Consider the following 20,982-nt stretch of genomic DNA (forward strand, 5'->3'; position numbering starts at 1 on the left):
TTAAAGGGAAAGATCACCGTCTGAATAGTTGATCTCCTGTTTCAGTTCCGGAATCGGGTTCCACTGCAGATAAATGGAGAAATTTGATTCCCATCGGTACACCGGCCGGGTACCCTCATTTTCCTGCTCCGGTTCGCCGGTATATTCGATGGTGAGGTCCCACTGGTCAAGATGATGGACTGCTTTTAGAGCGATGGACCTGAGATTGAAATTGGAGAGCCGCCGTTCCTCATCATTGAAGAAATTCAGGGAACGGACCAGATCCTCCAGGGGATTTACCGGTTCTATGCCCGAATCCTCGAGCAGCCAGGGCATGTATCGGAAAACAGAGGTATTCTCTGAATAACTGGAGAACTGAAGATCGATGAACCGAAAAACTTTCAAGGTAAGGCTCGTTTCAAAAAAGAGGGAGGAGTCAGAAAACCTGTTCAGGTCCTGGGTCAGCCCGGTATCTATGGTAAAACTCATGTTTACCCGCCTTTTCCAGAAAGGATCGGATAAATAGTCCCGTTTGTAACCGAGGGAAAAGGTACTTGGAATAAACTCCCTTTCTGTCCCCTTATTCCACCCGGTACCGACCTGGAGGTCGTAGGGATAGAGGTACTCCATGGCATAGCGGGACCAGAAATTCCCGATCCAGCCCTTGAATGCCAGGGTCTGGGGAAGAAAGGTCTGCCGGATTCCCGAATCATCTTCATCGTTTATGGTGTATTCATAGTTTCCCTGGAGTCCGTACCGGTTATCCGACGTGGCGGCCGTTGCTTCGCTTATTCCCTCCCTGAGACGGAAGTGTTCAAGGGATTCATTCTCTCCAAACAGGAGACGCTGCCGCAGATAACTGTAGTCATTCAGGTTGATCCTTGCTTCGCTTATCAGATCATCGGGCTCCCATTCATAGTCGTCGACCTCGGTAGCGCCGCCGGAGAGGTTGAGCACCAGACGATTGAATTCCCCGGTATAGAGGGCATCCACCTGCCCGAGAAGAGGGGGCAGGACCCAGCTTACATAAACCTTCTGGGGATAGTCCCCGGCATCAAACAGGCTGGTGGAACTCAGCTTCTGTTCCTGAATGGTATTCCGTTCCCAGGGAAGCACATCATTCCTGAAGCCGTGATCAGCCTCGTACTCCCGGGTAAAAAGGTAATGCCGCAGACTGTATTCCAGGGTCTGATCAACGGGGACGGCGGAATGCAGGAACGGACGGTAACTGAGGGTCATAGAATGGGAAAGCCGTTCATAACTGCCGCCCTTGTCACTCTCCACCAGGGAGTCCCAGTTGGGAATGGAGGATTCAATATGCCTGGTACGCTGCTTTTCCTGAAAAGTCAGCCCGATGGATTCGTTCAGGGAGAGCAGATTATTCATGTAACTCCCGTCATAGCGCAGTCTCGCGTCTCCGGAGAAGGTTGTGAGGCTGTAGGCGCTGTCAAAATCCACATCCTCAGGGGACGAATAGAGGGTGGTTCCTCCCTCCTTCCAGCCGTAGATGTCATAACTGATACCGTGCACCAGGACGGGATTGAAACTGTAGCTCAGGGCATCATTTTTTGCACTATCGGCGTTCAGACGGAGGCTGTAATCGTCCATCAGACGCGGAGAAAGTACTCCTTCCTCTTCCTCGGTATCGGCGGAATCTTCATCTTCGCTGCTGCGCCAGGGAGGAAGAAGTCCGGAGCTGTCATCCCCGGCGCTCCCCTCCCCGGTTCCTCCCCCCCCCTTTTCCGGGAGGAGATTCCCCGCCAGGTTGATACGAAGTTCAGGAAACACAAGACTCTTCGGATAGGGAAAGTAGATCGAGGAGTATTCGTTCCGCAGATACGAGGGAACAATATCGTACTGGGGTAAAAGGGAATCGAGGTCGGGTTCGGAAGCGGAGATTGTGCCGTAGGCCCATTCCATGGAGCTGGAAAGCTCCCTGATTCTGAATTCCGTTATCCATGGCCGCAGGCGGGAGGTATCGGCGGAGTAGCTGGAAACCGCCTCCCAGGTAAAGCTGGAGGGAAGCGTGGTATCCTGGTAGGGGTCCGGATTTTCGGTAATGGCCAGCAGTTCTCCCCAGTCTATGGTCTCCTTGCGATTGTCGAAGAGCCGGCTGACCCGGGGATCGGAATTAAAGGGTACCGAGAGGGAATAGTCCAGTCCTGCCAGTTCCCCCTCCAGGGAGGAGCGAAGATCAAAACGAAAGGGAATAAACACCCCGGCAATCCATCCCCCTTCCCATACCGGGACCGGGGAACTCTTGTTTGGATCGTCCCAGGTGTACTGGTACGGAGCATACTGCGAAACTACCCGGGTGGCTCCGACTCCGGCGAAGAGCTCGAGGGAATCGAGACCGCCGGTGTCGCTGAGAGACAGGTCCAGGGCGCTTACAAGACCCTTTCGATTGTAGTAGTCAAGAAGGACCCGAAAATAATCCCCCGATTCCCTCAGCCGCCGTGCCCGCTGGACCTCTTCCCTGGAAGGATTATCCTTGGTCCTCATATACAGACCCCGGAGCTCGGTAACCCTGTCGCCCTCTTCCACATCCGTCATCTGCAGAAAAGAGAGGGAGTCCTGATCGCTTTTCGAGGGCATTCCATAGAGGTACGTTGTTGTCTGAATGAAGGCCCCGTCCACCAGATCGAAGCCAAAGGAGGGATTGACCACCATCTTGTCCCGGAGCTGAAAAAAGAAGGGAAATACAAGAACAGGAACCCTGCCGAGGTAAAAGGTCGCGCCATTCATGAGCCACTCACCGGGTTCATAGACCCAGATCTCGTCCGCATCGATCCGGTAGCTGGGAGGTTCCAGCTGGCTGGAGGTAATCCGGCCGTCCTGCATGAAGATAATCTCGGAGGATGAACGGGCGATGGTATCGCCGTAAAATGTAAAGGTAAGTTCCTTTTCGTTAACAGTCCGGTTCTGCAGGGTATAGCCTTTCAGAAAACGGCTCTCCCAGCTGCCGAGATTGACCGTCAGGCTTTTACCGTAAAAGGTCTCCTCCTGGTTTCCTTCTTCCACCAGGGTATAGCGTACACTTCCCTCTGCACTCAGGTCACCGGTGCTCTGGTTATAGAGCAGCCGATCCGCCTGTATAGTATGCCTCGTACCCTCCACGGGAGAATAGAGTTCCAGCAGAATGCCGCCGGATATCTCGATATAGCCCTCGTCCCGCGTCTCCAGGGTAAAATACCGGGTCGAGTCGGCGGAGCGGATAGTGAGGGTCTGTTTTTTCTCAGCCTCCGTCAAATCCGGAATATTCCCGGCTTCGAGCCCGAAGTGAGCATACAGTCGGCGCCTCAGGGAGTCGATGGTGCCGCGGTGATCAAGGGAAAGGATGCGGCACCAGTCCTGCAGCTGATACAGGTCCGCTGTTGCGATATCGTAGCCGGTGAGTTTCAGATAGACCGCAGGATCCAGCATTCCCTGCCCGCCGGTCTGAGCCGTCAGCACCCCTGCAGCGGCAAGAATGAAAACAAGGGTGTATACAGACAGACGAAGCAGAGGGGATGCCACGTGTTACTTCATGACCTCGCGGAGGTAATGGGCGGTGTGAGATCCCTTGACTTTCAGGATTTCCTCCGGTGTACCCCGGGCCACAATGTTTCCCCCCTTATCTCCTCCTTCCGGTCCCAGATCGATAATGTAGTCCGCCTGCTTTATGACATCCAGGTTGTGTTCGATCAGCACCACGGAATTGCCCTTGTCCACCAGCATCTGCAGAACCTCCAGCAGCTTTTTTACATCCGCGAAATGGAGACCCGTTGTGGGTTCATCCAGTATATAAAAGGTTTTGCCCGTGCTGCGCTTGGAGAGCTCCAGGGAGAGCTTGACCCTCTGGGCTTCTCCGCCTGAAAGGGTCAAAGCTGACTGTCCAAGCTTTACATAGTTCAGCCCCACCGCCTGCAGGGTCTCCAGGCGCCGCCGGATGGAAGGAATCTTTTCAAAGAATTCCAGGGCCTCCTCCACGGACATATCAAGAACATCATGTATATTTTTGCCCTTGTAGCGGACATCCAGGGTCTCCCGGTTGAAGCGTTTTCCCTTGCAGACATCACAGGTAACATAGACATCAGGAAGGAAGTGCATCTCGATTTTAATGGTGCCGTCCCCCTGGCAGTTCTCGCAGCGCCCGCCTTTCACGTTGAAGGAGAAGCGCCCCGCCTTGTAGCCCCTGGCGCGGCTCTCCGGCAGGGAGGCAAAGAGATCCCGGATGGGGGTAAAGAGCCCCACATAGGTCGCAGGGTTGGAACGGGGGGTCCGGCCGATGGGGCTCTGATCGATATTGATGATCTTGTCGATCTCTTCAAGACCTTCAGCCCTGTCGTGAGCCCCGGTTTCGAGCTTGTAGGGACTGACAGAGTTCCTGAGGATGGGGAAAAGCAGGTTCTCCATGAGAGTCGATTTTCCGGACCCCGAAACCCCGGTTATAACCGTAAAGGTTCCCAGGGGAAAAGAGACATCTATATTCTTGAGGTTGTGCTCTGAGGCGCCGTAGATGGTAATCGTTTTTCCGTTTCCCCGGCGGCGTTCCGCAGGAATGGGAATGGCAAGCTCACCCCGCAGGTACTGCCCGGTAAGACTCTCCGGCGCTTCGAGGATCTGTTCGAGGGTTCCGCAGGCGGTAATATGCCCCCCGTGAATCCCCGCCCCGGGACCCAGGTCCACGATATAGTCGGCGGTCTTGATGGTCATATCGTCATGTTCGACGACGATGAGGGTGTTCCCTATATCCCGCAGATGCAGAAGGGTCTCTATGAGACGCTGATTGTCCCGCTGATGAAGTCCGATGGTCGGCTCGTCCAGAATATAGAGGACCCCCACCAGCTGGGATCCCACCTGGGTTGCCAGGCGTATCCTCTGGGCCTCTCCCCCGGAGAGGGTCGCTGACTGGCGCTCCAGGGTTAGGTACTCCAGGCCGACCTTCTTCATGAAGGTGAGGCGGTCCAGGATCTCCTTCATGATCTGGGCGGAGATGTGCTTTTCCGTGGGGCTCAGACCGACCTGGCTGAAGAATCCAAGCAGATCCTGCACCGAACGGCAGGTAAGGGAGTGGATGTTCTCTCCCCCGACGGTCACTGCCAGGGCTTCGGGTTTGAGACGCTTGCCCCCGCAGGCCGTACATCTCTGCTGGCGCATGAAGCCCTCGAGCCACTCCTTGATGCCCGGGGAACGGCTCTCCCGGTAGCGGCGATTCAGATCATTGAGAATCCCCTTGAAGTTTGTGGAGTATTCAAAACGCCCGGTCTTTTTCCGGTTCACATAGGTTATGTCGATTACATCATCACTGCCGTGGAGCAGAATATGCCATATATCCTTGTCCAGGTCCTGTATGGGGGTGTCCAGGTCAAAGCCGAAATGGTCGGCCAGGGACTCGAACCAGCTGCGGTGCCAGGCGGAGTCGGGGTTGTGGGTCTTTATAGCCCCATCGTTAAAGGAGAGGGAGGGATCGGGAATAATCAGGGCGGGATCAAACTCCATGGTCATTCCCAGTCCGGCACAGACCTCGCAGGCGCCGAAGGGATTGTTGAAGCTGAAGAGCCGGGGCTGCAGTTCGGGAATGCTGATGCCGCAGTCGGGGCAGGAGTTTTTCTGGCTGAAGAACTCCTCCTTCTGGATGTTTTTTTCCAGCTGCACCACCACAATCTGCCCGTCGGCAACCTCCAGGGCGGTCTCCACCGATTCGGCCAGACGCTTGCGCACATCTTCCTGAATTTTCAGACGATCCACCACGACCTCAAGAGAGTGTTTCTGCTTCTTGTTCAGAATAATCTCTTCATCCAGGGAAAGGACTTCTCCGTTGACGCGAATACGCACAAACCCTGCCCTGGCGGCATCCTCGATGATCTTGCGGTGCTCTCCCTTTTTTCCCCTCACCACCGGGGCAAGAATCATGATCCTGCTGCCGTCGGGGTATGCAAGAATAGTGTCCAGGATCTGGTCCACCGACTGCTCCCGGATCTCCTTGCCGCAGACCGGGCAGTGGGGGATTCCGATCCTGGCGTAGAGAAGCCGCATGTAATCGTATATTTCGGTTACGGTTCCCACGGTTGAACGGGGATTCCGGTGGGTCGTTTTCTGTTCTATGGAGATAGCCGGGGAGAGTCCCTCGATGTAGTCCACATCCGGCTTGTCCATGCGCCCCAGAAACTGCCGGGCGTAAGCCGAAAGGGACTCGACATAGCGGCGCTGCCCCTCGGCAAAGATGGTATCGAAAGCCAGGGAGGACTTCCCGCTTCCGCTAAGACCGGAGACGACAATCAATGAGTCCCGGGGAAGTTCAAGATCGATGTTCTTGAGATTATGCTCCCGGGCACCTTTTACAATAAGCTTTTTCATCGTACCTCAGAGATCAAACGGTACAGAAAAAAAAACTCCTTGGCAACCAGTCTGCGGGAAGCCCGGGGCTCACTCCCCCGTCATCTTGTGCAGTAATTCAGCCGCGCCCTTTATCTGCCGGGATGCTACAAGAAAAAGGCTTTTATCCTGATCCGTAAAGGCAGCGTAGAAGTCCTTGTCCACCGGTTTGAACCAGACAGATGCCTCCCCTTGGGGATCGTCCTTTAATCTATAGGTAATCCCGAATTCCGGCCTGGCCGTCGGAAGCTCTCCCCGATTCGGAGCGTCGCCGATAATTCCGACAAGCTTCTGGTAGAGCTTTTTGAAGGCTTTTTCGTCTATCTCTTTTCCTTCCAGGATATACCGCACCTGCGGCTCATCAGAATCAGGGGAAGAGTTCCGTTCTATTCGGGCAGAAAAGGTCTCATTCTCATGGACCACCGTGAAAGCGTCGATCTTATCGATGGAGATGATCAGGGGGAACTTATCCATAAGCAGGAAACTGTCCATCTGAAGAACAGCGAGATCCGATTCCGCAAGGGTCACGACCCGCTCTTCTTCCCCAAATCGGACATAGTAGTTCCCGATACTATCGCGGGTTCCCACAATAAACGACAGGCTCCGCTCCCGGTCCCTGAGCTGCAGTTCGTAACTCGGAGAATCGAGTCCGTAGAGCCCAAGGTCCTCAGGCTTCTCTTCGACAAAATCCTGAATCTTCAGCTCCCGGGGCAGCTTTTCCATAAGTTGTTCCAGTTCGTGGGCATCGATTCCCCGGGGTCCCCGTGGGCGAATCATGACCAGGCTGGTAAAAATCGAGCTCAGCGGCTCACTCTCGAGGGTTTCAACCGGAACAAGCTCGATGATTTCTCCCTTTCGCCGGAAGAAGAGGTACCGGAGTTCTTCGGCGTTAACAGTCGGTATCATGGTATTTCGAAAATCCTGCTGGTTCAGGAAAAACTGGGCCACCCGGGAAGTGTCGATGGTGTAAACCGCCTCAGAGCCTTCAGGCCGGATATATCTCTGTTTTCCCGAGGGTGTCGGATATCCGAGTTCGAATACCGAACGTTCTCCGCCCCTGAACGCAAGAGTCACCACTGCCTGAGGCGGTTTCAGACCGAAGTCTTCAAGCCCGATGGCAGGATTCTCGAGACGCCGGTCAGCGGAGAGCATGGAACTTATTCGTATAACAAGGTCCAGACGGGATTGATCGAGCTCATCCTTCCAGGGAACAGGCAGCACCCAGCGCTCTTCCTCCTTCAGCAGGACAAGGCTGCTGCCGTCGGCCCGGAGAACCTCGATTCTTTCGAGATCCTCCGCCGCCCGGGAGATCAGATCATACTGTTCTGCTTCCCCGGGAGCCTCCTGAGTGACTGTCTGTTTTTTCAGGTAGAGGTAGCTCCCCAGAAGAAGCAGGGGAACAAGGAGTGCGATAACAAGACGCCGGGAACGGCTCACAGATGTCTCCTGCGGATCCAGACTATCGTACCGCAGACAAGCAGGGTTGCCGGAATCAGGATGATGATGATTCCCGCATACAGATAGAGCTGAAAAGCCGTTAAACGCAGCGGACTGCGATAAAAACTCTTTGCCCTGATGGAAACACGCTCTTTACCTTCGCTGAGCCAGGAGAGGGCGCTCAGAAAAAAGTCGATATTCCCCTTTATCTGTCCGTAGGGAGGAATCGATCCCAAAAAAATGGAGTTTCCCACCGCGACGACCCTGAACGCAGGAGGATCCCCGTCGATGTATTTCTTCCGCTCCACCGTCCAGGCAATAATGTGAGGTCCCGGCAGGTCCGTCTCCTGCAGCAGTAAGGAGCTGTTCTCCCTGTCCGTCCTGCTCCAGGCCCGGGCTGTGGTTGAGAGAAGCGGGGTCAGATCGACGGAACGGGGTTTACGTCCCGTCTGAACAAGAGGAACCGCATTGGGGGTGATGACATCGAGATTATTGTCCACCAGGGGTTCGGTTATCCCGTGGTCCATAAGCTCAGGGGCGACAAACAGGGGTGAACGTACATAACGGGATGCATCCGCCTCCATGATGAAGCCCTCACCTATCTCAAGACCGTAGCTTTGAAGAATTGCCCTGCCCCCGGGGGAAGGATCGCCGATAAAATCCACCATGACGATCATCCGCCCGCCGTTTTCCACATACTCATAAATTTTCCGCAGCTCCTCATCGCTTATCTCATACTTGGGAGAAGAGACCAGAAGGACCGAAGCGTCCGCCGGAACTTCATCGGACCTGAGAAGGTTAAGACTCTCTATTTCATAACTCTCCGCCCGAAGCATTGATTCGATACCGTACTCTCCGAGGCTGTATTCACCATGACCGCTGAGTTCATAGATCTTCGGATTGTAACCGGAGGAGACATAATTGATGGCCTGGGAAACCCGGGGTTCCACCTGGATTCCCGTTACCTGGGGATGCCCCTGGGGATTATAGCGGATATCATACAGCTCCATGTAGGGAATTACCCTGAAGCGCGTGTCCCCCTCGACAATAATGCTGCCGCTCTCCACTTTCTCCCCTTCACCGGCAAAACGGGCAAGAAGACCGGGATTCAGATCCGGATCAATAATCTTCAAATCTACCGAAGGGCCGATCCGATCATATTCCTGAAGAATTTCGAGAATGCTGGTCTCTTCCTCACCCGCAGGATAGAGGGCATAGAGTGTGACGGGTTCCTCCAGTTCAGTGAGAATTTTCCTTGTCTGTTCAGATAAAGAGAACAGCCTGTTTTTCGTTAAATCAATCTTCAGCGGGATCTGCTGTACTATCATATTGAGAATTACCAGGCCGCACAGAAGCGACGCGGTCAGTGTCGCCGCGTAAGCTCCGTAACGAAGCCTTTTATTCTTCAGTATACTACGCAGGCTCTGCATCATATCGTCAGCTCCACCGCCGTTTTTCCAGTGTACGGACTGTTAAATAGAGGAAGAAGATCATAAACGAGAGGTAATAGACGGTATCCTGGAGGGATAAAATCCCGCTGGAAAATCGTCGGTACCTGTCGATCAGGGAGAACCAGCTCAGGATTTTTCCCACAAGGCCGACGAACAGCTCCGGATGTAAAAAATGAATCAGATAGACAACGACAGCTCCGAGACCAAGAAGTACCGCAGGGACTATCAGGTTTCGGGTCGTTCCATAGAACCAGAGAGCGGCAGCTGCGACTATAAGCCCGCTGAAAACGAGTCCGGATGTGGTATTGGAAGGAACGGCATCCTGCAGGATATTGATGAGCCACATGGCAAGGAGGGCGGCAAAGCTGGTAATCGCTGCGGTAATCTGGTTCTCCGTAAGGCCGGAAATAAAGAGCCCCACGGAGATAAAGGTGCCCCCCAGCAGAATGAACCCGATATACCCTCCCAGGGTCTCCCACAAATCGAGTTCTCCGTGAATAAGGATTATCAGGGTATAGAGAAGGGTCAGCGCCAATCCCAGACAGAAAAAGGTCAGGGCTGCCAGGAACTTTCCCACGACGATCTCAGGGATCCCCAGGGGACTGGTCAGAAGCAGCTGATCAGTTTTCTTCTGTTTTTCATCGCTTAAAAGGCGCATGGTCAAAAGGGGTACAATAAAAATGAATATAAAGAGGATGCTTCCGAGAAAACCGAGATACCGGGAATTGCCGCTTATCAGGTTTCCGGTGGTAAAAAATATACCGGTAATCAGAAGAAAAATACTCAAAAAAATATATCCCTGGGGACTTAAGAAAAATGCCCTGAGTTCCCGTTTGAATACTGCCGGCATCAGTCAGACTCCTTCAGTTTTTCATCCGTTGTAAGATGAAGAAAGATATCCTCCAGACTCATGTCCATGGGACGCATCATGAGAATGGGAAGCCTGTTTTCAGCACAGGCAAAGAATATCTTTTCCCGGATATCCGTCTCCTGTCCGGCTTCAAGCAGAAGATCAATACTGCCCTCTTCACTGCTCCCGGTACATGACAGGCTGTTTAGTCCTTCGAGTTTTTCAAGAACCGAAAGGGCTCTCGCTTTTTCCCCGGAAAGTCGAAGCATTATTCTTCCCGTACCCATCAATCTCCGGCTCAGGTTCTCCGGTGAATCAGATGCGACAATACTGCCCTGGTTCATAATCAGAACCCGTCCGCAGACAGCACTGACCTCCGGGAGAATATGCGAGCTGAGGATTATTGTATGCTCCCTTCCCAGGGATTTAATCAGTTTTCTGATTTCCAGGATCTGCTTGGGGTCAAGCCCTGCTGTCGGCTCATCCAGGATCAGAAGAGGCGGGCTTCCAATCAGCGCCTGGGCGAGACCTACCCGCTGCTGATAGCCCTTGGAGAGGTTGCCAATACGACGATTGCTGACATCGCCGATCTTTACCAGCTCCAGGATTCTTTCCCGCTCCGTCGCAAAGGCCTTTTTCTTTATTCCTTTGATTTCGGCCGCAAAGCCGAGATATTCCAGAACAGTCATATCCTGGTACAGGGGAGGCTTCTCGGGAAGATACCCGATGCATTTTTTAACCTCCCGGGGATGGTCCAGCACATTGAGGCCGTTGACCCAGACATCACCCTCGGTGGCCGAAAGATACCCGGTTATTATGTTCATTGCAGTGGACTTGCCGGCGCCGTTGGGTCCGAGAAATCCGAGTATTTCTCCCCGCCGGATACTGAAATTTACAGCGTCCAGGGCAAGATGCTTCCCATAGCGTCTGCTAAGATTCTCCGCCCGGATCAAACCAACCTCCCGTCACAGCAGTTCATGAAAACACACCGCAAAGAATAGCCCGAGTATCCTGGACTGTCAATAAAAATGATATACCGTATATACCATTAATGTTCCAGTGTTGATAAAAAGAGGGAGGATCAGAAAAAGTAGAAGAATTCCCGACTGGTTATAACAGGTTCGATGGAGGGATCCGCAAGCTGCGCGATAGCGCGGGAGCGCCATACGCTGCCGGGAAAGGCATCCCGGACCAGCTCCATTACCTGCCGAAAGGAACCCAGTTCTCCGGCAGCGTAAAGGGAGGCACCAAGATAATACAGAAGGGCGTCTATTCGGCTCTCTTCGAGGTATTCCGCTCCCTCTTCTTCGGCCATGGCGTTTCTGAAAAGATCGGTAAGACCGGTGTATTCAAGAAAAGGCCTACGTACCTCCAGATGCCGAATTGTCCTGGAAATAACGGTGAGCCCTCCGCTCAAGAGATGGCGTACGGCATCCATATAGCGGCCGGTGCGGTAGTAGAAAAGACCCAGTTCGGCGTTGGCCAGAAAATACTCCGCTTTATCAAGACGGTAGAGCTCCACCACCTTCTCCAGCCCCTGGTCTGTTAAAATGCGGATCATGGCGGCCCTCATGGCTTCCGACTCACGACTGGAGTATTCATCGTCCATGAGAAGGATCTCCGTCAGGGCTTTCTCGAATTGGGCGTAGTCACCCTTCTCCTTGTAAAGACGGGCAAGACGTTCCCGTATACGTATTTCGTAGTCCATCACATAGAGCTGCCGGCGAAACTCCAGAGCGCGCCGGTACTGCTCTTCCGCCAGGGAGTACTCACCCTCCTCTTCAAAGATGCGGCCAATCCAGTAATGGGCTTCCGGCGATATCCTGTCCTGTTCCAGTACGGAACGAAAGATCCTCATGGCCTGGCCGTACTCACCTTTTTCAAAAGCGATTTTTCCCGTTTCCAGAACCAGCCAGTCCGGCCGGGCTTCCTGGGCCCAGGAGATGGGGCTCAGGAGGATTACACAGACAAGCGGAAACAGGATTCGCATTTTCACTCCTTTATGGCCTCCCGGATCTCCTCACGCAGAGCTTCCAGGGCCTGATCCATGGGAATTTTCCGTTTAAGTTCCCCGTGGCGGAAGATTATCGCCTCGTTTCCGCTGCCGGTGATACCGATATCAGCATGTCGTGCCTCCTCCGGTCCGTTTACCACGCAGCCCATGACGGCGACGGTCAGGGGTTTCCTGATGGCGTAAAGTTCCTCCTGTATCTGTCCCACCAGTTCATGGACCGGGAACTCGGAACGGCCGCAGCGGGGACAGGAGACGATGTCCACTCCACCGGGGCGGAGGCCTGCTTCGCGAAGGATTTCCCTTCCGGTAACAACTTCATCCTCCTCAGGTGCTGAGAGGGAAACCCGTATGGTGGATCCGATTCCCTCACCCAAAAGCTGAAGCAGGGCGCGGGTGTTCTTGACTATACCGGGAATCATGGGTCCAGCTTCAGTCACCCCGAGATGCAGGGGATAGTCCCAGCGGGATGCAAAGCGGCGGTTGACCTCGATGGTATTCCCGGCGGAGGAGGACTTCAGGGAGAATACGGCGTCTTTGAATCCCAGGGCCTCCAGGAGTTCAATCTCGTTTTCCGCGGCGGCGATCATTCCCTCAACCTGGGGAAGGTCCCGCAGTTTACGCGGCAGAGAACCGCCGTTGATTCCGACCCGGATGGGAATACCCTTGTCAGAGGCCTTGGCGAGCACCTCCTTTACCTTCCACTCAGCACCGATGTTGCCAGGATTGATTCGCACCTTCTGGACTCCGTCCAGAACAATCAGGGCGAGGCGGTAGTCAAAATGGATATCCGCTACTATGGGAAGGGGAGAAATAGGACCAATTTCTGCAAGGAGCTTCGCGTTTTCCTCGTTTGGTACGGCAAAACGGATAATGTCGCAGCCCAGGACGGCGAAGCGGCGGAGTTCCTTTAAAAGAAGCTCCCGGTCATCGGGCAGTGCCCGTTTCCACATGGTCTGTATGCTGACGGGAGAATCCCCGCCGAGGGAAACATTTCCTACCCGCATTACGCGTGTTTTTTCCCGAGTATATATTATGTTCATCTGTCTAGGATTATCGGCAAAAGAAGGAGTTTCGCCAAGTGGGAGCGGGGCAAAAGAGATTCCCCTTCAAAGAACAGAGACATTCTTCAAAGGGGAAATTTTCTCTTTGTGCGGATTTAGATTGTACCGAGAAGGAAAACCATGACAAAGAGGGCAACGGTCTCGACAAGACCGAGAACCATCATGTAGTTGACAAATCCCTTACCGGTCTCGGCCAGGGCGTCCGAGGCAGCAGCTCCCGCTTTTCCCTGGAAGGCGGCGGAAAAGCCCATGGCGATACCACCGAAGAGGCCGATCCCCAGGTGAGCCATGGTCGGTTCAGGCACAGCCATGATGGAGTTCATCAGAATCATTCCGTAGATGATCTGAGTCAGGGGTGCACCGACAAAGGCTACCAGCATAAAGGGAGCGGGCCGGTTCTGGGCGAAACACTTCTTCCAGGCTCCGACAGCCGCCATACCGGCAGCTCCCGCTCCAATGGCGGAACCCATGGCCGCGAAGGCTATTGCGGCGGAAAAGCCAAGCAAACCAAAATTCATAGGATGCTCCTTACAAAATTATATTCGTTGTATACTCACAGTCCCCATTATAAGGGACTTCAGCACCTGTATCAGGCCGCCCGCTTGGCGAACGGCTCGTAGGGATACCCGGACCATTCAAGTCCAAGCTGCCCGGAATATTCCAGCATGTTCAGACGAATACCGTGTACGATAATCGACATCAGGGCAAGAACGATGTTCAGTCCGTGACCGATGATCAGCATCAGGACCGAGGCTATTGCCTGCGGGCCGTCGAATCCTATGGACATGGCCATGGCATTGAAGCTCGCCGCCACCGCAACGCTGGAAAGGCCCACGGCGAACAGGCGAATGTAGGAGATAATGTTGGAAAAAGAACTTACCCCGTCCAGAAAATTCAGGAGCAGGTTTATGGGATTGAGCCCCTTGAGCATGCCCCGCAGAAAGTTTCCCTGCTGGTTCGAAAAGAGCACGATCAGTGCGAAACCGGCGACAGCCAGGGGAATAACCAGGGGCGTGAACTCTATTCCCTGCCAGGAGGTGATTCCGAGTACGATATTCATGGCCAGGAAGAAGAGTCCCCACAGGAGTGAGAGCCACCCGAGATGCTCAAAGGCCTTCAGACTCGGCAGAGTGCGGAAAAACATCTCGATCCGGGCGATACTCAACTGGGCCACACCGATAATAAAACAGATAAGCTGTACAGCCAGGACTGAGTCCACCCCTTCCTGGGCAAAACTGGCTATCTGCGGAATAATCAGGCTGTTGAAGGGCTTCCAGGAGGCGATGGTCTCGGAGCCGAACCAGGTACCGGTAATGGCCCCCCATATGACGATGGCCGACGACAGAAGCACCACAAGCTTAAGGGGGAGCTTCGCCGATTCCGAGGCTTTCGACAGCCCCCAGAAGGCAAGACCGAGGAAGATAAGCCCGTAGCCCGCGTCTCCCACGATCATGGCGACAAAAATGGTGAAGGCGGTCAGAAATACCAGGCTGATATCGAACTCCCGGTACCCGGGAAAGGTGCCCATGAGGTCAAAAATGGGCTTCGCCATCTTTACCGGTCCTTTCCGTTCAACCAGGGTAGGTACGTACTCGTCTTTTGTGGGATCCCGCAGCATCAGTCCCCAGCCGTTGTCTGCGGCGCTCTTTTTCAATTCCTCCGCCCTGGGTTCCGGGACAAACCCGTGGAGGTAGGCCAGTTCATCCTCGATTCCCACACCGGTCCGGACCTCTTCAAAGCGAATCTCATCGTCCAGTTCATCACGGTAGGCCCCCAGGGCCTTCTGGTACACGGCCTCGTTTTCCAGTACCTCATCGGTCTTCCGGATTTTTTCTTCCAGCGCGCCGATATTCTCCCGTACAGTACTCAGCCCGTGTTCCGGGGGATTAAAATCCACAGCCTCGGCGGGCGGGTCCTCCTCGTTATCCACCAAGGCAAAACGGTAGACCGGACTTGTATCATCGATGCAGTAGAATCCCTTTTTGCCCCGATACGGTTCAGCGGCCTTTTTGGGGATCTGTACCAGCCGGATTTCGATTCCTTCCTTCTGCAAAAAGGACAGGTCGGAAGGCTTGAAGTCTCCCCAGCCTTTCAACAGTTCCTCGTCCTTGAGGAGTTGAGCGAGTTTTTCCTGAAGCCGTTTTTTCTCTTCCAGAAGACCGATAATTTCGAAGGCCTTTTTTTCGGCGTCCCCGGGAGTTTTATGCTGTTTAACAGAGATATCGGACAGAGCAATAAGAGCCCTGTTGACCTGGTCTCTCTTTTCCTTCAAAGCCTCGAGGGTTTCGCTGGTTCCGGCACAGTCTTCAAGATGAACCACCCCCAGCCCCTTCAGCTTCTTCAGGGACTCTTCCCGTTCCGAGTCCAGGAGAATCAGGTAGACCTTTTTCATTGCTACAATCATGCTGCACTCATCCTTGTTCCGCGTTTCATGAAGCTCCCACAACCTTGGCTTTGGCCATTTTTCCCCGGACAACCGCGGCGGTCTGCTGGTCTCCGAGATAGATCTGGATTCGCCGGATATTTTCCTTTGATTCCGGGATCTTTACCTTTTCAAAGAGGTTAACCCGCTGTGAAGTGGTCCTCAGCTCATCGTGCAGCAGTTTCCTGCGGCGCTGCAGAACAGCGACCTCCGCGTCAAAGGTAATAAGCTCCTTCAAGGCGGCGATCCCCTTGTCGATCCACAGAGGGGTCTTCAGCAGGTCCCACTCTATGTCCTTGAAATCAAGCTCCTTGAACACAGGAACATCGACACCGGCGATATTCCCGGTTTCCGTTTCCACGTGGTCAATCTGCACATACTCTTCAAGATCAATCTCGTCGCCGAAAACTGCAATCCAGTGCTGCAGCCTGTCCCTCAGGGCCTGCTGTTTGCGCCTCAGTTCCTGTTCTTCCGCTTCCACCTGGCGGATAACCAGCTGCAGCTGCTGTTTCTTGAGCTGCAGCGTCGGCAGGTAGCGCTGAAAGCGTTTTAAGGAGTCTTTCTGTTTTTTGAGCTCGTTCTTCGTCAGCTTGACGGCGGCCATACACTCCCCTTCCTGTTATACGCTTGCGGTCTCTTTGGGCCAGAATTTCTCTATCAGGGAGGACCGTAAGCCCGTCTCCTGGGGTTCGAAGCATTCAGCGAGGATCTTCCATCCAAGATCCAGGGCTTCCTCCAGGGGGATATTGACCGTAAGGTCCATCATTTTCTCTTCAAACATATCTCCGTACTTGAGGAGCTTCTGGTCCCAGTCGGACATCCTGAATCCCATGGACTTCTTTTCCATGGACTCCTTGAATGCCGCATAGAGCTTGATCATGCCGTCCATAAGGGAGCGGTGGTCGTCCCGGGTTGAGCTGTTGACCTGCTGCTTGAGACGGGAGAGACTGCCGAAAGGTTCGATACGACCGTTTTTCAGGTAGTACTGCCCCTCGGTGATATACCCGGTATTGTCCGGTACAGGATGGGTTACATCATCGCCGGGCATGGTGGTTACGCCGAGGATGGTAATGGACCCGGCACCCTCAAAGTCGACTGCCTTTTCGTAGCGGGAGGCCAGCTGGGAATAAAGGTCTCCGGGGTATCCCCGGTTCGACGGCACCTGTTCCATAGTAATGGCGATCTCTTTCATGGCGTCGGCGTAGTTGGTCATATCCGTCAGAAGAACCAGAACCTTCTTTCCCTTCAGGGCGAAGCCTTCGGCTACCGCCAGGCTGATGTCCGGTACCAGCTGCGCCTCTACAATGGGGTCGGCGGCGGTGTGGACGAAAAAGATGGTCCGGCTCATTGCACCGCCCTCTTCCAGCGTCTCCTTGAAGTAGAGATAGTCGTCAAACTTGAGACCGATACCCCCCAGGATAATGATATCAACCTCCGCCTGCAGAGCGATACGGGCCAGCAGGGGGTTGTAGGGTTCACCGGAAACCGAGAAAATCGGCAGCTTCTGGGACTCCACCAGGGAGTTGAAGACGTCGATCATGGGGATTCCGGTCCGTACCATGTTACGGGGAATGATTCTCTTGGCGGGATTGACCGAGGGTCCGCCGATCTCGATCATGTTCTCCTCGAGGGTGGGTCCGTTGTCCCGGGGACGTCCGGATCCGTCGAAGATCCGCCCCATGAGGTTATCCGAGAAGGAGACTTTCATGGAATGACCGAGAAAGCGTACCTCGTCACCGGTGGAGATCCCCCGACCGCCGGAGAAGACCTGAAGGGAGACCTTTTCTCCCTTCATGCGGATAACCTCCGCCAGGGACTCTCCATGGGCGGATGAGATAACCGCCAGGTCGCCGTATTTTACATCCGTCGCCGAGACGGTAATAACATTTCCGGAGATTGCCTCTATCTTGCTGTATACCTTGCGCATTCTGTTTCTCCCTTAACTCTACTCTGCCACGGTCTGCAGTAAACGGGCAGCTTTGCTTTCCATTCCTGCCTGGCGCTCGTCTATCATCTTCAGGATCTTGCCTTCCAGCTCCTTGAACTCGTCGCCCTGCCACTGGCTCCGGTTATAGTCGATGAAGAGCTGCCGCAGGTTGTTAAAATAGGAGCGGGCCTCTTCCTTGCTCTCGAAGTTAAGCTTACCGCCCAGAACCTTGAACAGGATATTGAAGATATGGTCCTGCCGTTCCACGCTTACGGAAAAGTCGATGGCGTCGAAGGAATCCTGCTGCAGATAGACCGCATCGAGAAAATCGCTCTTCAGGTAGATTACGAAGTCGTCAAGACTCGTTCCCTCTTCTCCGACTACCTTCATCATCTGGCCGATCTCGTCTCCCCGGAACAGAAGTTCCCGGGCGTACTCGGTAAGGGCATGATTGACCGAACCTTCATACTTGGACCATGAATCCAGGGGATGAATGGCCGGGTACTTTCTGGCGTCGGAGCGTTCCCGGGAGAGTCCGTGAAAGGCACCGACGACCTTCAGGGTTGCCTGGGTTACCGGCTCCTCGAAGTTTCCTCCCGCGGGGCTTACCGTACCGCCGATGGTGACCGAGCCGATGCTGCCGTCCTTGAGCCGGACGAGTCCGGCTCGCTCGTAGAAGGAGGCGATGGTGGACTCGAGGTAGGCGGGGAAGGCCTCTTCTCCGGGGATCTCCTCCAGACGTCCCGACATCTCCCGCATAGCCTGGGCCCAGCGTGAGGTTGAGTCAGCCAGAAGCAGAACATGGAGCCCCATCTGACGGTAGTACTCCGCCAGGGTCACCGCGGTATATACCGAAGCTTCCCGGGCTGCAACGGGCATGGAACTTGTATTGGCGATAATGATGGTACGCTCCATCAGGGTCTTGCCGGTCCGGGGGTCGAGGAGTTCCGGGAACTCCTTCAGGGTTTCCACGACCTCACCTGCCCGCTCTCCGCAGGCGGCGATGATAACAACGTCTACTTCCGCATTACGGCTGGTGACCTGCTGCAGAACCGTCTTTCCCGCGCCGAAAGGACCGGGAATACAATACGTACCACCCCGGGCTACCGGAAGAAAGGTGTCGATAATCCGCACTTTGGTTACCATCGGCTCGGAGGGTTTGAGACGTTCCTCATAGGCGCTTATTGCCCGCTTGACGGGCCACTCGAACTTCATTGTAAGGGTGTGCGTGTTTCCGCTGTCGTCCTTTATTACGGCCACGGTGTCGTCCACCGTGTAGGAGCCTGCGTCCGCCACGGATTCAACAGTATAGACTCCCTTGAAACTGAAAGGCACCATGATGCGGTGCTTGAAGATTCCTTCGGGAACCGTACCCAGAGAGTCTCCGCTCTGTACTGTATCGCCGGTTTTAACCGAAGGGGTAAACTCCCATTTGCGCTCCCGGGAAAGGGCGTCGAGATAGACTCCCCTCTGCAGGAAGAAGCCGCACTGCTCGGCGAGCTTCGGCAGCGGGTTCTGAAGACCATCGTAAATCTGCCCCAGAAGCCCTGGTCCGAGTTCCACCGCCAGAAGCTCCCCGGTAAACTCAACCTTGTCTCCGATTCCGATGCCCCGGGTTATTTCAAAAACCTGCAGCTCAACGTTGTTCGCATTTACCCGGATAACCTCAGCCTTGAGGCGCTGGTCACCGACAAGAATGTATCCTACTTCATTCATGGAGACCGTGCCATCGACAGCTACGGTGACCATATTTCCGTTTATACCTACAACCGTTCCATTCGTCATTGTGCTCTACTCCGATCTCCCGCTTCAGATACCGATTTCGGCATCCTCCAGAGGCTTGGTGATATTCTGATAAGATTCGGTATACCGGGCGGTACCCCGCTCTTCTGTAAGCTTGTTTTTCCGTTCCAGCAGCATGAGTTTCAGCAGATGGATAACCAGGCGCTCGAGATCAAAAAAGTGTCCAGCCTCGAGTCCATCGAGGAATTCCCAGGTGAAGCGCATGACCTCGGTCTCGGCTTCCAGGGGGTTCTCCATGGCGACACACTGCCGCGCTTTTTCTCCGATCCGGGCATCAGAAGCCTGGGCGTACTGGTTCGGGTCCCTGCCCATCCCCTGGGCCCGGTACCGGGCAAGTTCCCGGTCGAACTCGCTGCTGAATACCCTGGTCCTGGCTACAAAGGGATGAGAAGAAGCCTCACCTCTGAATACAGAGTCAAGAACCTGAAAGTCCTTTTCCGGAAGCATGCTCCTGACGAAGGCCAGAAAGCCCTGGACATCTGTTTCCGTTGTGCCGGAAAATGAGAGAAAAGGTAAGGTCGCGACTATGTAATAATACACGTCAGTCCCCTTTACGATTCTTTCGCCGCTGCCTCGACGATTTCAGCGAGCTGGGGATTGACAAGACGGGAGAGCATCTCCGCGATCTCCGTTGCGGAAAAATCGTAATAGCTGCCGCCCTCTTTCGTACCGATCCGGAAACCTGCCTTTATGGAGGGGAAGGGTTTGATTTCCACACCTTCGCCGAACCTGGAAGCAAGCTGACCGGTGAGCTTTTTGCCGAGTTCCCGGGCATCCTTTTCGGATAGAAGAAGGGAGAGATCTCCTTCGGAGCCGTCCCACTTTTCCAGGGCCGCGAGAATGATCTTCTCAAGGCCTTCCCCGCTCAGGGCCTCCGCGGTTTTCTGATTCAGGATTGATTCACCTATGCTCTGAATAGACTGCCGTACCTTCAGAATGAGATCCCGGGCGGCCTGTTCGAGGGCAGCACGTCCGGAGGCCTCCATTCTGGCGGCCTCTTCTTTGGCGCGGGACCTGATCTGGCCGGCTTCCTGCTCAGCCTCTTTCAGGATTTCATCCTTACGACGGCGGGCATCCTGCAGAACCTTTTCGGCCTCCTCTCTGGCAGTGCCAAGGCCTTCGGTTTTTATCTTTTCAATAAGTTCGCTCAGTTGGACATCCATGCTTTCCTCGCTCTTATACACAAGATCGTATTAATTCGGCATTGATATGCCGACATATTAAAGGAGCATTTTTATTTAATCAATACAATTTGTCAAAAATACGCTATTTTTTTATCGATATAAACAATCTGTTATCAGACAACCTTGGACCGAATATATTCAGCAACCTTGTCGATCTTTCTCTCCACAAAAATACAGACTGCATCGGGATACGCCGAATTGTGGATGGTCTGCCCGCAGCGCTGCTTCAGGCGGGAAATAAAATCGGGAAACGTCTCCCCTTCAATCAGCTCGACCTTATCCAGCTCATCCACAATTTTTTTTATTCCCGCAAACTCCTGCTTTAACAGGGATATGTTTTCCATATGCACATATTCGGTGATTGCCCGGTCCTGACGGCGTTTTGCCGTAAGTCCGGCCAGGGTGTTGATATCCTCTTCCAGATCCTCAAGCTCAACCTTCAGGATACGCAGGAACTTTCCTACCCTCTCTTGCATAACCTCACCTCATGGACAGAT

Annotated in this window: 16 protein-coding genes; all 16 read right to left on the minus strand. The window is 54.1% G+C overall.

Annotated features, from left to right (window positions below; translation table 11 throughout):
* Positions 1-3,495 (minus strand): LPS-assembly protein LptD, encoded by a 3,495-nt coding sequence (locus tag B4O97_RS03890; protein ID WP_083048521.1) that lies wholly within the window; start codon positions 3,493-3,495, stop codon positions 1-3.
* Positions 3,496-3,498: 3 nt separating this feature from the next.
* Positions 3,499-6,318: an excinuclease ABC subunit UvrA gene (gene uvrA / locus B4O97_RS03895; RefSeq protein ID WP_083048522.1), complete on the minus strand. Its 2,820-nt coding sequence runs from the start codon at positions 6,316-6,318 to the stop codon at positions 3,499-3,501.
* A gap of 69 nt (positions 6,319-6,387) precedes the next feature.
* Positions 6,388-7,773 carry a DUF4340 domain-containing protein gene (locus B4O97_RS03900; protein WP_158084142.1) on the minus strand — a complete coding sequence of 462 codons (1,386 nt, stop codon included), beginning with the start codon at positions 7,771-7,773 and terminating at the stop codon, positions 6,388-6,390.
* On the minus strand, positions 7,770-9,206 hold the full coding sequence (locus tag B4O97_RS03905; RefSeq protein ID WP_083048526.1) for a GldG family protein: 1,437 nt from the start codon (positions 9,204-9,206) through the stop codon (positions 7,770-7,772). The genes B4O97_RS03900 and B4O97_RS03905 overlap by 4 nt, the downstream gene beginning before the upstream one ends.
* 4 nt (positions 9,207-9,210) lie before the next feature.
* Entirely contained in the window at positions 9,211-10,074 is an 864-nt protein-coding gene (locus B4O97_RS03910) for an ABC transporter permease (RefSeq protein ID WP_083048528.1), read from the minus strand.
* Positions 10,074-11,027, minus strand: a complete 954-nt coding sequence (locus B4O97_RS03915; protein ID WP_083048530.1) for an ABC transporter ATP-binding protein — start codon at positions 11,025-11,027, stop codon at positions 10,074-10,076. Before B4O97_RS03915 ends, B4O97_RS03910 begins: the two co-directional genes overlap by 1 nt.
* Positions 11,028-11,155: 128 nt before the next feature.
* Positions 11,156-12,064: a tetratricopeptide repeat protein gene (locus B4O97_RS03920; RefSeq protein WP_083048532.1), complete on the minus strand. Its 909-nt coding sequence runs from the start codon at positions 12,062-12,064 to the stop codon at positions 11,156-11,158.
* Positions 12,065-12,066: 2 nt separating this feature from the next.
* Positions 12,067-13,128 (minus strand): flavodoxin-dependent (E)-4-hydroxy-3-methylbut-2-enyl-diphosphate synthase, encoded by a 1,062-nt coding sequence (ispG, locus tag B4O97_RS03925; protein WP_083048534.1) that lies wholly within the window; start codon positions 13,126-13,128, stop codon positions 12,067-12,069.
* Positions 13,129-13,244: 116 nt separating this feature from the next.
* Positions 13,245-13,667, minus strand: a complete 423-nt coding sequence (locus B4O97_RS03930) for a V-type ATP synthase subunit K (protein WP_083048536.1) — start codon at positions 13,665-13,667, stop codon at positions 13,245-13,247.
* Between the two features lie 71 nt (positions 13,668-13,738).
* The gene (locus tag B4O97_RS03935) at positions 13,739-15,553 is read right to left on the minus strand and encodes a V-type ATP synthase subunit I (protein ID WP_083048538.1); all 1,815 of its coding nucleotides are present in this window, start codon (positions 15,551-15,553) and stop codon (positions 13,739-13,741) included.
* Between the two features lie 25 nt (positions 15,554-15,578).
* Positions 15,579-16,175, minus strand: coding sequence for a V-type ATP synthase subunit D (locus tag B4O97_RS03940; protein ID WP_083048540.1), 597 nt, complete (start codon positions 16,173-16,175; stop codon positions 15,579-15,581).
* Positions 16,176-16,190: 15 nt separating this feature from the next.
* Entirely contained in the window at positions 16,191-17,498 is a 1,308-nt protein-coding gene (locus tag B4O97_RS03945; RefSeq protein WP_083048542.1) for a V-type ATP synthase subunit B, read from the minus strand.
* Positions 17,499-17,516: 18 nt separating this feature from the next.
* Positions 17,517-19,283, minus strand: a complete 1,767-nt coding sequence (locus B4O97_RS03950; protein ID WP_083048544.1) for a V-type ATP synthase subunit A — start codon at positions 19,281-19,283, stop codon at positions 17,517-17,519.
* 24 nt (positions 19,284-19,307) lie between these two features.
* Positions 19,308-19,841, minus strand: a complete 534-nt coding sequence (locus B4O97_RS03955; protein WP_083048547.1) for a hypothetical protein — start codon at positions 19,839-19,841, stop codon at positions 19,308-19,310.
* Positions 19,842-19,852: 11 nt separating this feature from the next.
* Positions 19,853-20,464 carry a hypothetical protein gene (locus B4O97_RS03960; RefSeq protein WP_083048549.1) on the minus strand — a complete coding sequence of 204 codons (612 nt, stop codon included), beginning with the start codon at positions 20,462-20,464 and terminating at the stop codon, positions 19,853-19,855.
* Positions 20,465-20,598: 134 nt separating this feature from the next.
* The gene (locus B4O97_RS03965; RefSeq protein WP_083048551.1) at positions 20,599-20,961 is read right to left on the minus strand and encodes a hypothetical protein; all 363 of its coding nucleotides are present in this window, start codon (positions 20,959-20,961) and stop codon (positions 20,599-20,601) included.
* Between the last annotated feature and the right edge of the window lie 21 nt (positions 20,962-20,982).

It is taken from the genome of Marispirochaeta aestuarii (genome assembly GCF_002087085.1).
GTDB classification, from domain to species: domain Bacteria; phylum Spirochaetota; class Spirochaetia; order JC444; family Marispirochaetaceae; genus Marispirochaeta; species Marispirochaeta aestuarii.

Excerpts from the sequence above, each read along its gene's own strand:
- uvrA (WP_083048522.1), bottom strand. The coding sequence starts at position 6,318 with ATGAAAAAGCTTATTGTAAAAGGTGCCCGGGAGCATAATCTCAAGAAC.
- B4O97_RS03905 (WP_083048526.1), bottom strand. The coding sequence starts at position 9,206 with ATGATGCAGAGCCTGCGTAGTATACTGAAGAATAAAAGGCTTCGTTAC.
- B4O97_RS03910 (WP_083048528.1), bottom strand. The coding sequence starts at position 10,074 with ATGCCGGCAGTATTCAAACGGGAACTCAGGGCATTTTTCTTAAGTCCC.
- B4O97_RS03920 (WP_083048532.1), bottom strand. The coding sequence starts at position 12,064 with ATGCGAATCCTGTTTCCGCTTGTCTGTGTAATCCTCCTGAGCCCCATC.
- ispG (WP_083048534.1), bottom strand. The coding sequence starts at position 13,128 with ATGAACATAATATATACTCGGGAAAAAACACGCGTAATGCGGGTAGGA.
- B4O97_RS03930 (WP_083048536.1), bottom strand. The coding sequence starts at position 13,667 with ATGAATTTTGGTTTGCTTGGCTTTTCCGCCGCAATAGCCTTCGCGGCC.
- B4O97_RS03935 (WP_083048538.1), bottom strand. The coding sequence starts at position 15,553 with ATGATTGTAGCAATGAAAAAGGTCTACCTGATTCTCCTGGACTCGGAA.
- B4O97_RS03940 (WP_083048540.1), bottom strand. The coding sequence starts at position 16,175 with ATGGCCGCCGTCAAGCTGACGAAGAACGAGCTCAAAAAACAGAAAGAC.
- B4O97_RS03945 (WP_083048542.1), bottom strand. The coding sequence starts at position 17,498 with ATGCGCAAGGTATACAGCAAGATAGAGGCAATCTCCGGAAATGTTATT.
- B4O97_RS03950 (WP_083048544.1), bottom strand. The coding sequence starts at position 19,283 with ATGACGAATGGAACGGTTGTAGGTATAAACGGAAATATGGTCACCGTA.
- B4O97_RS03960 (WP_083048549.1), bottom strand. The coding sequence starts at position 20,464 with ATGGATGTCCAACTGAGCGAACTTATTGAAAAGATAAAAACCGAAGGC.
- B4O97_RS03965 (WP_083048551.1), bottom strand. The coding sequence starts at position 20,961 with ATGCAAGAGAGGGTAGGAAAGTTCCTGCGTATCCTGAAGGTTGAGCTT.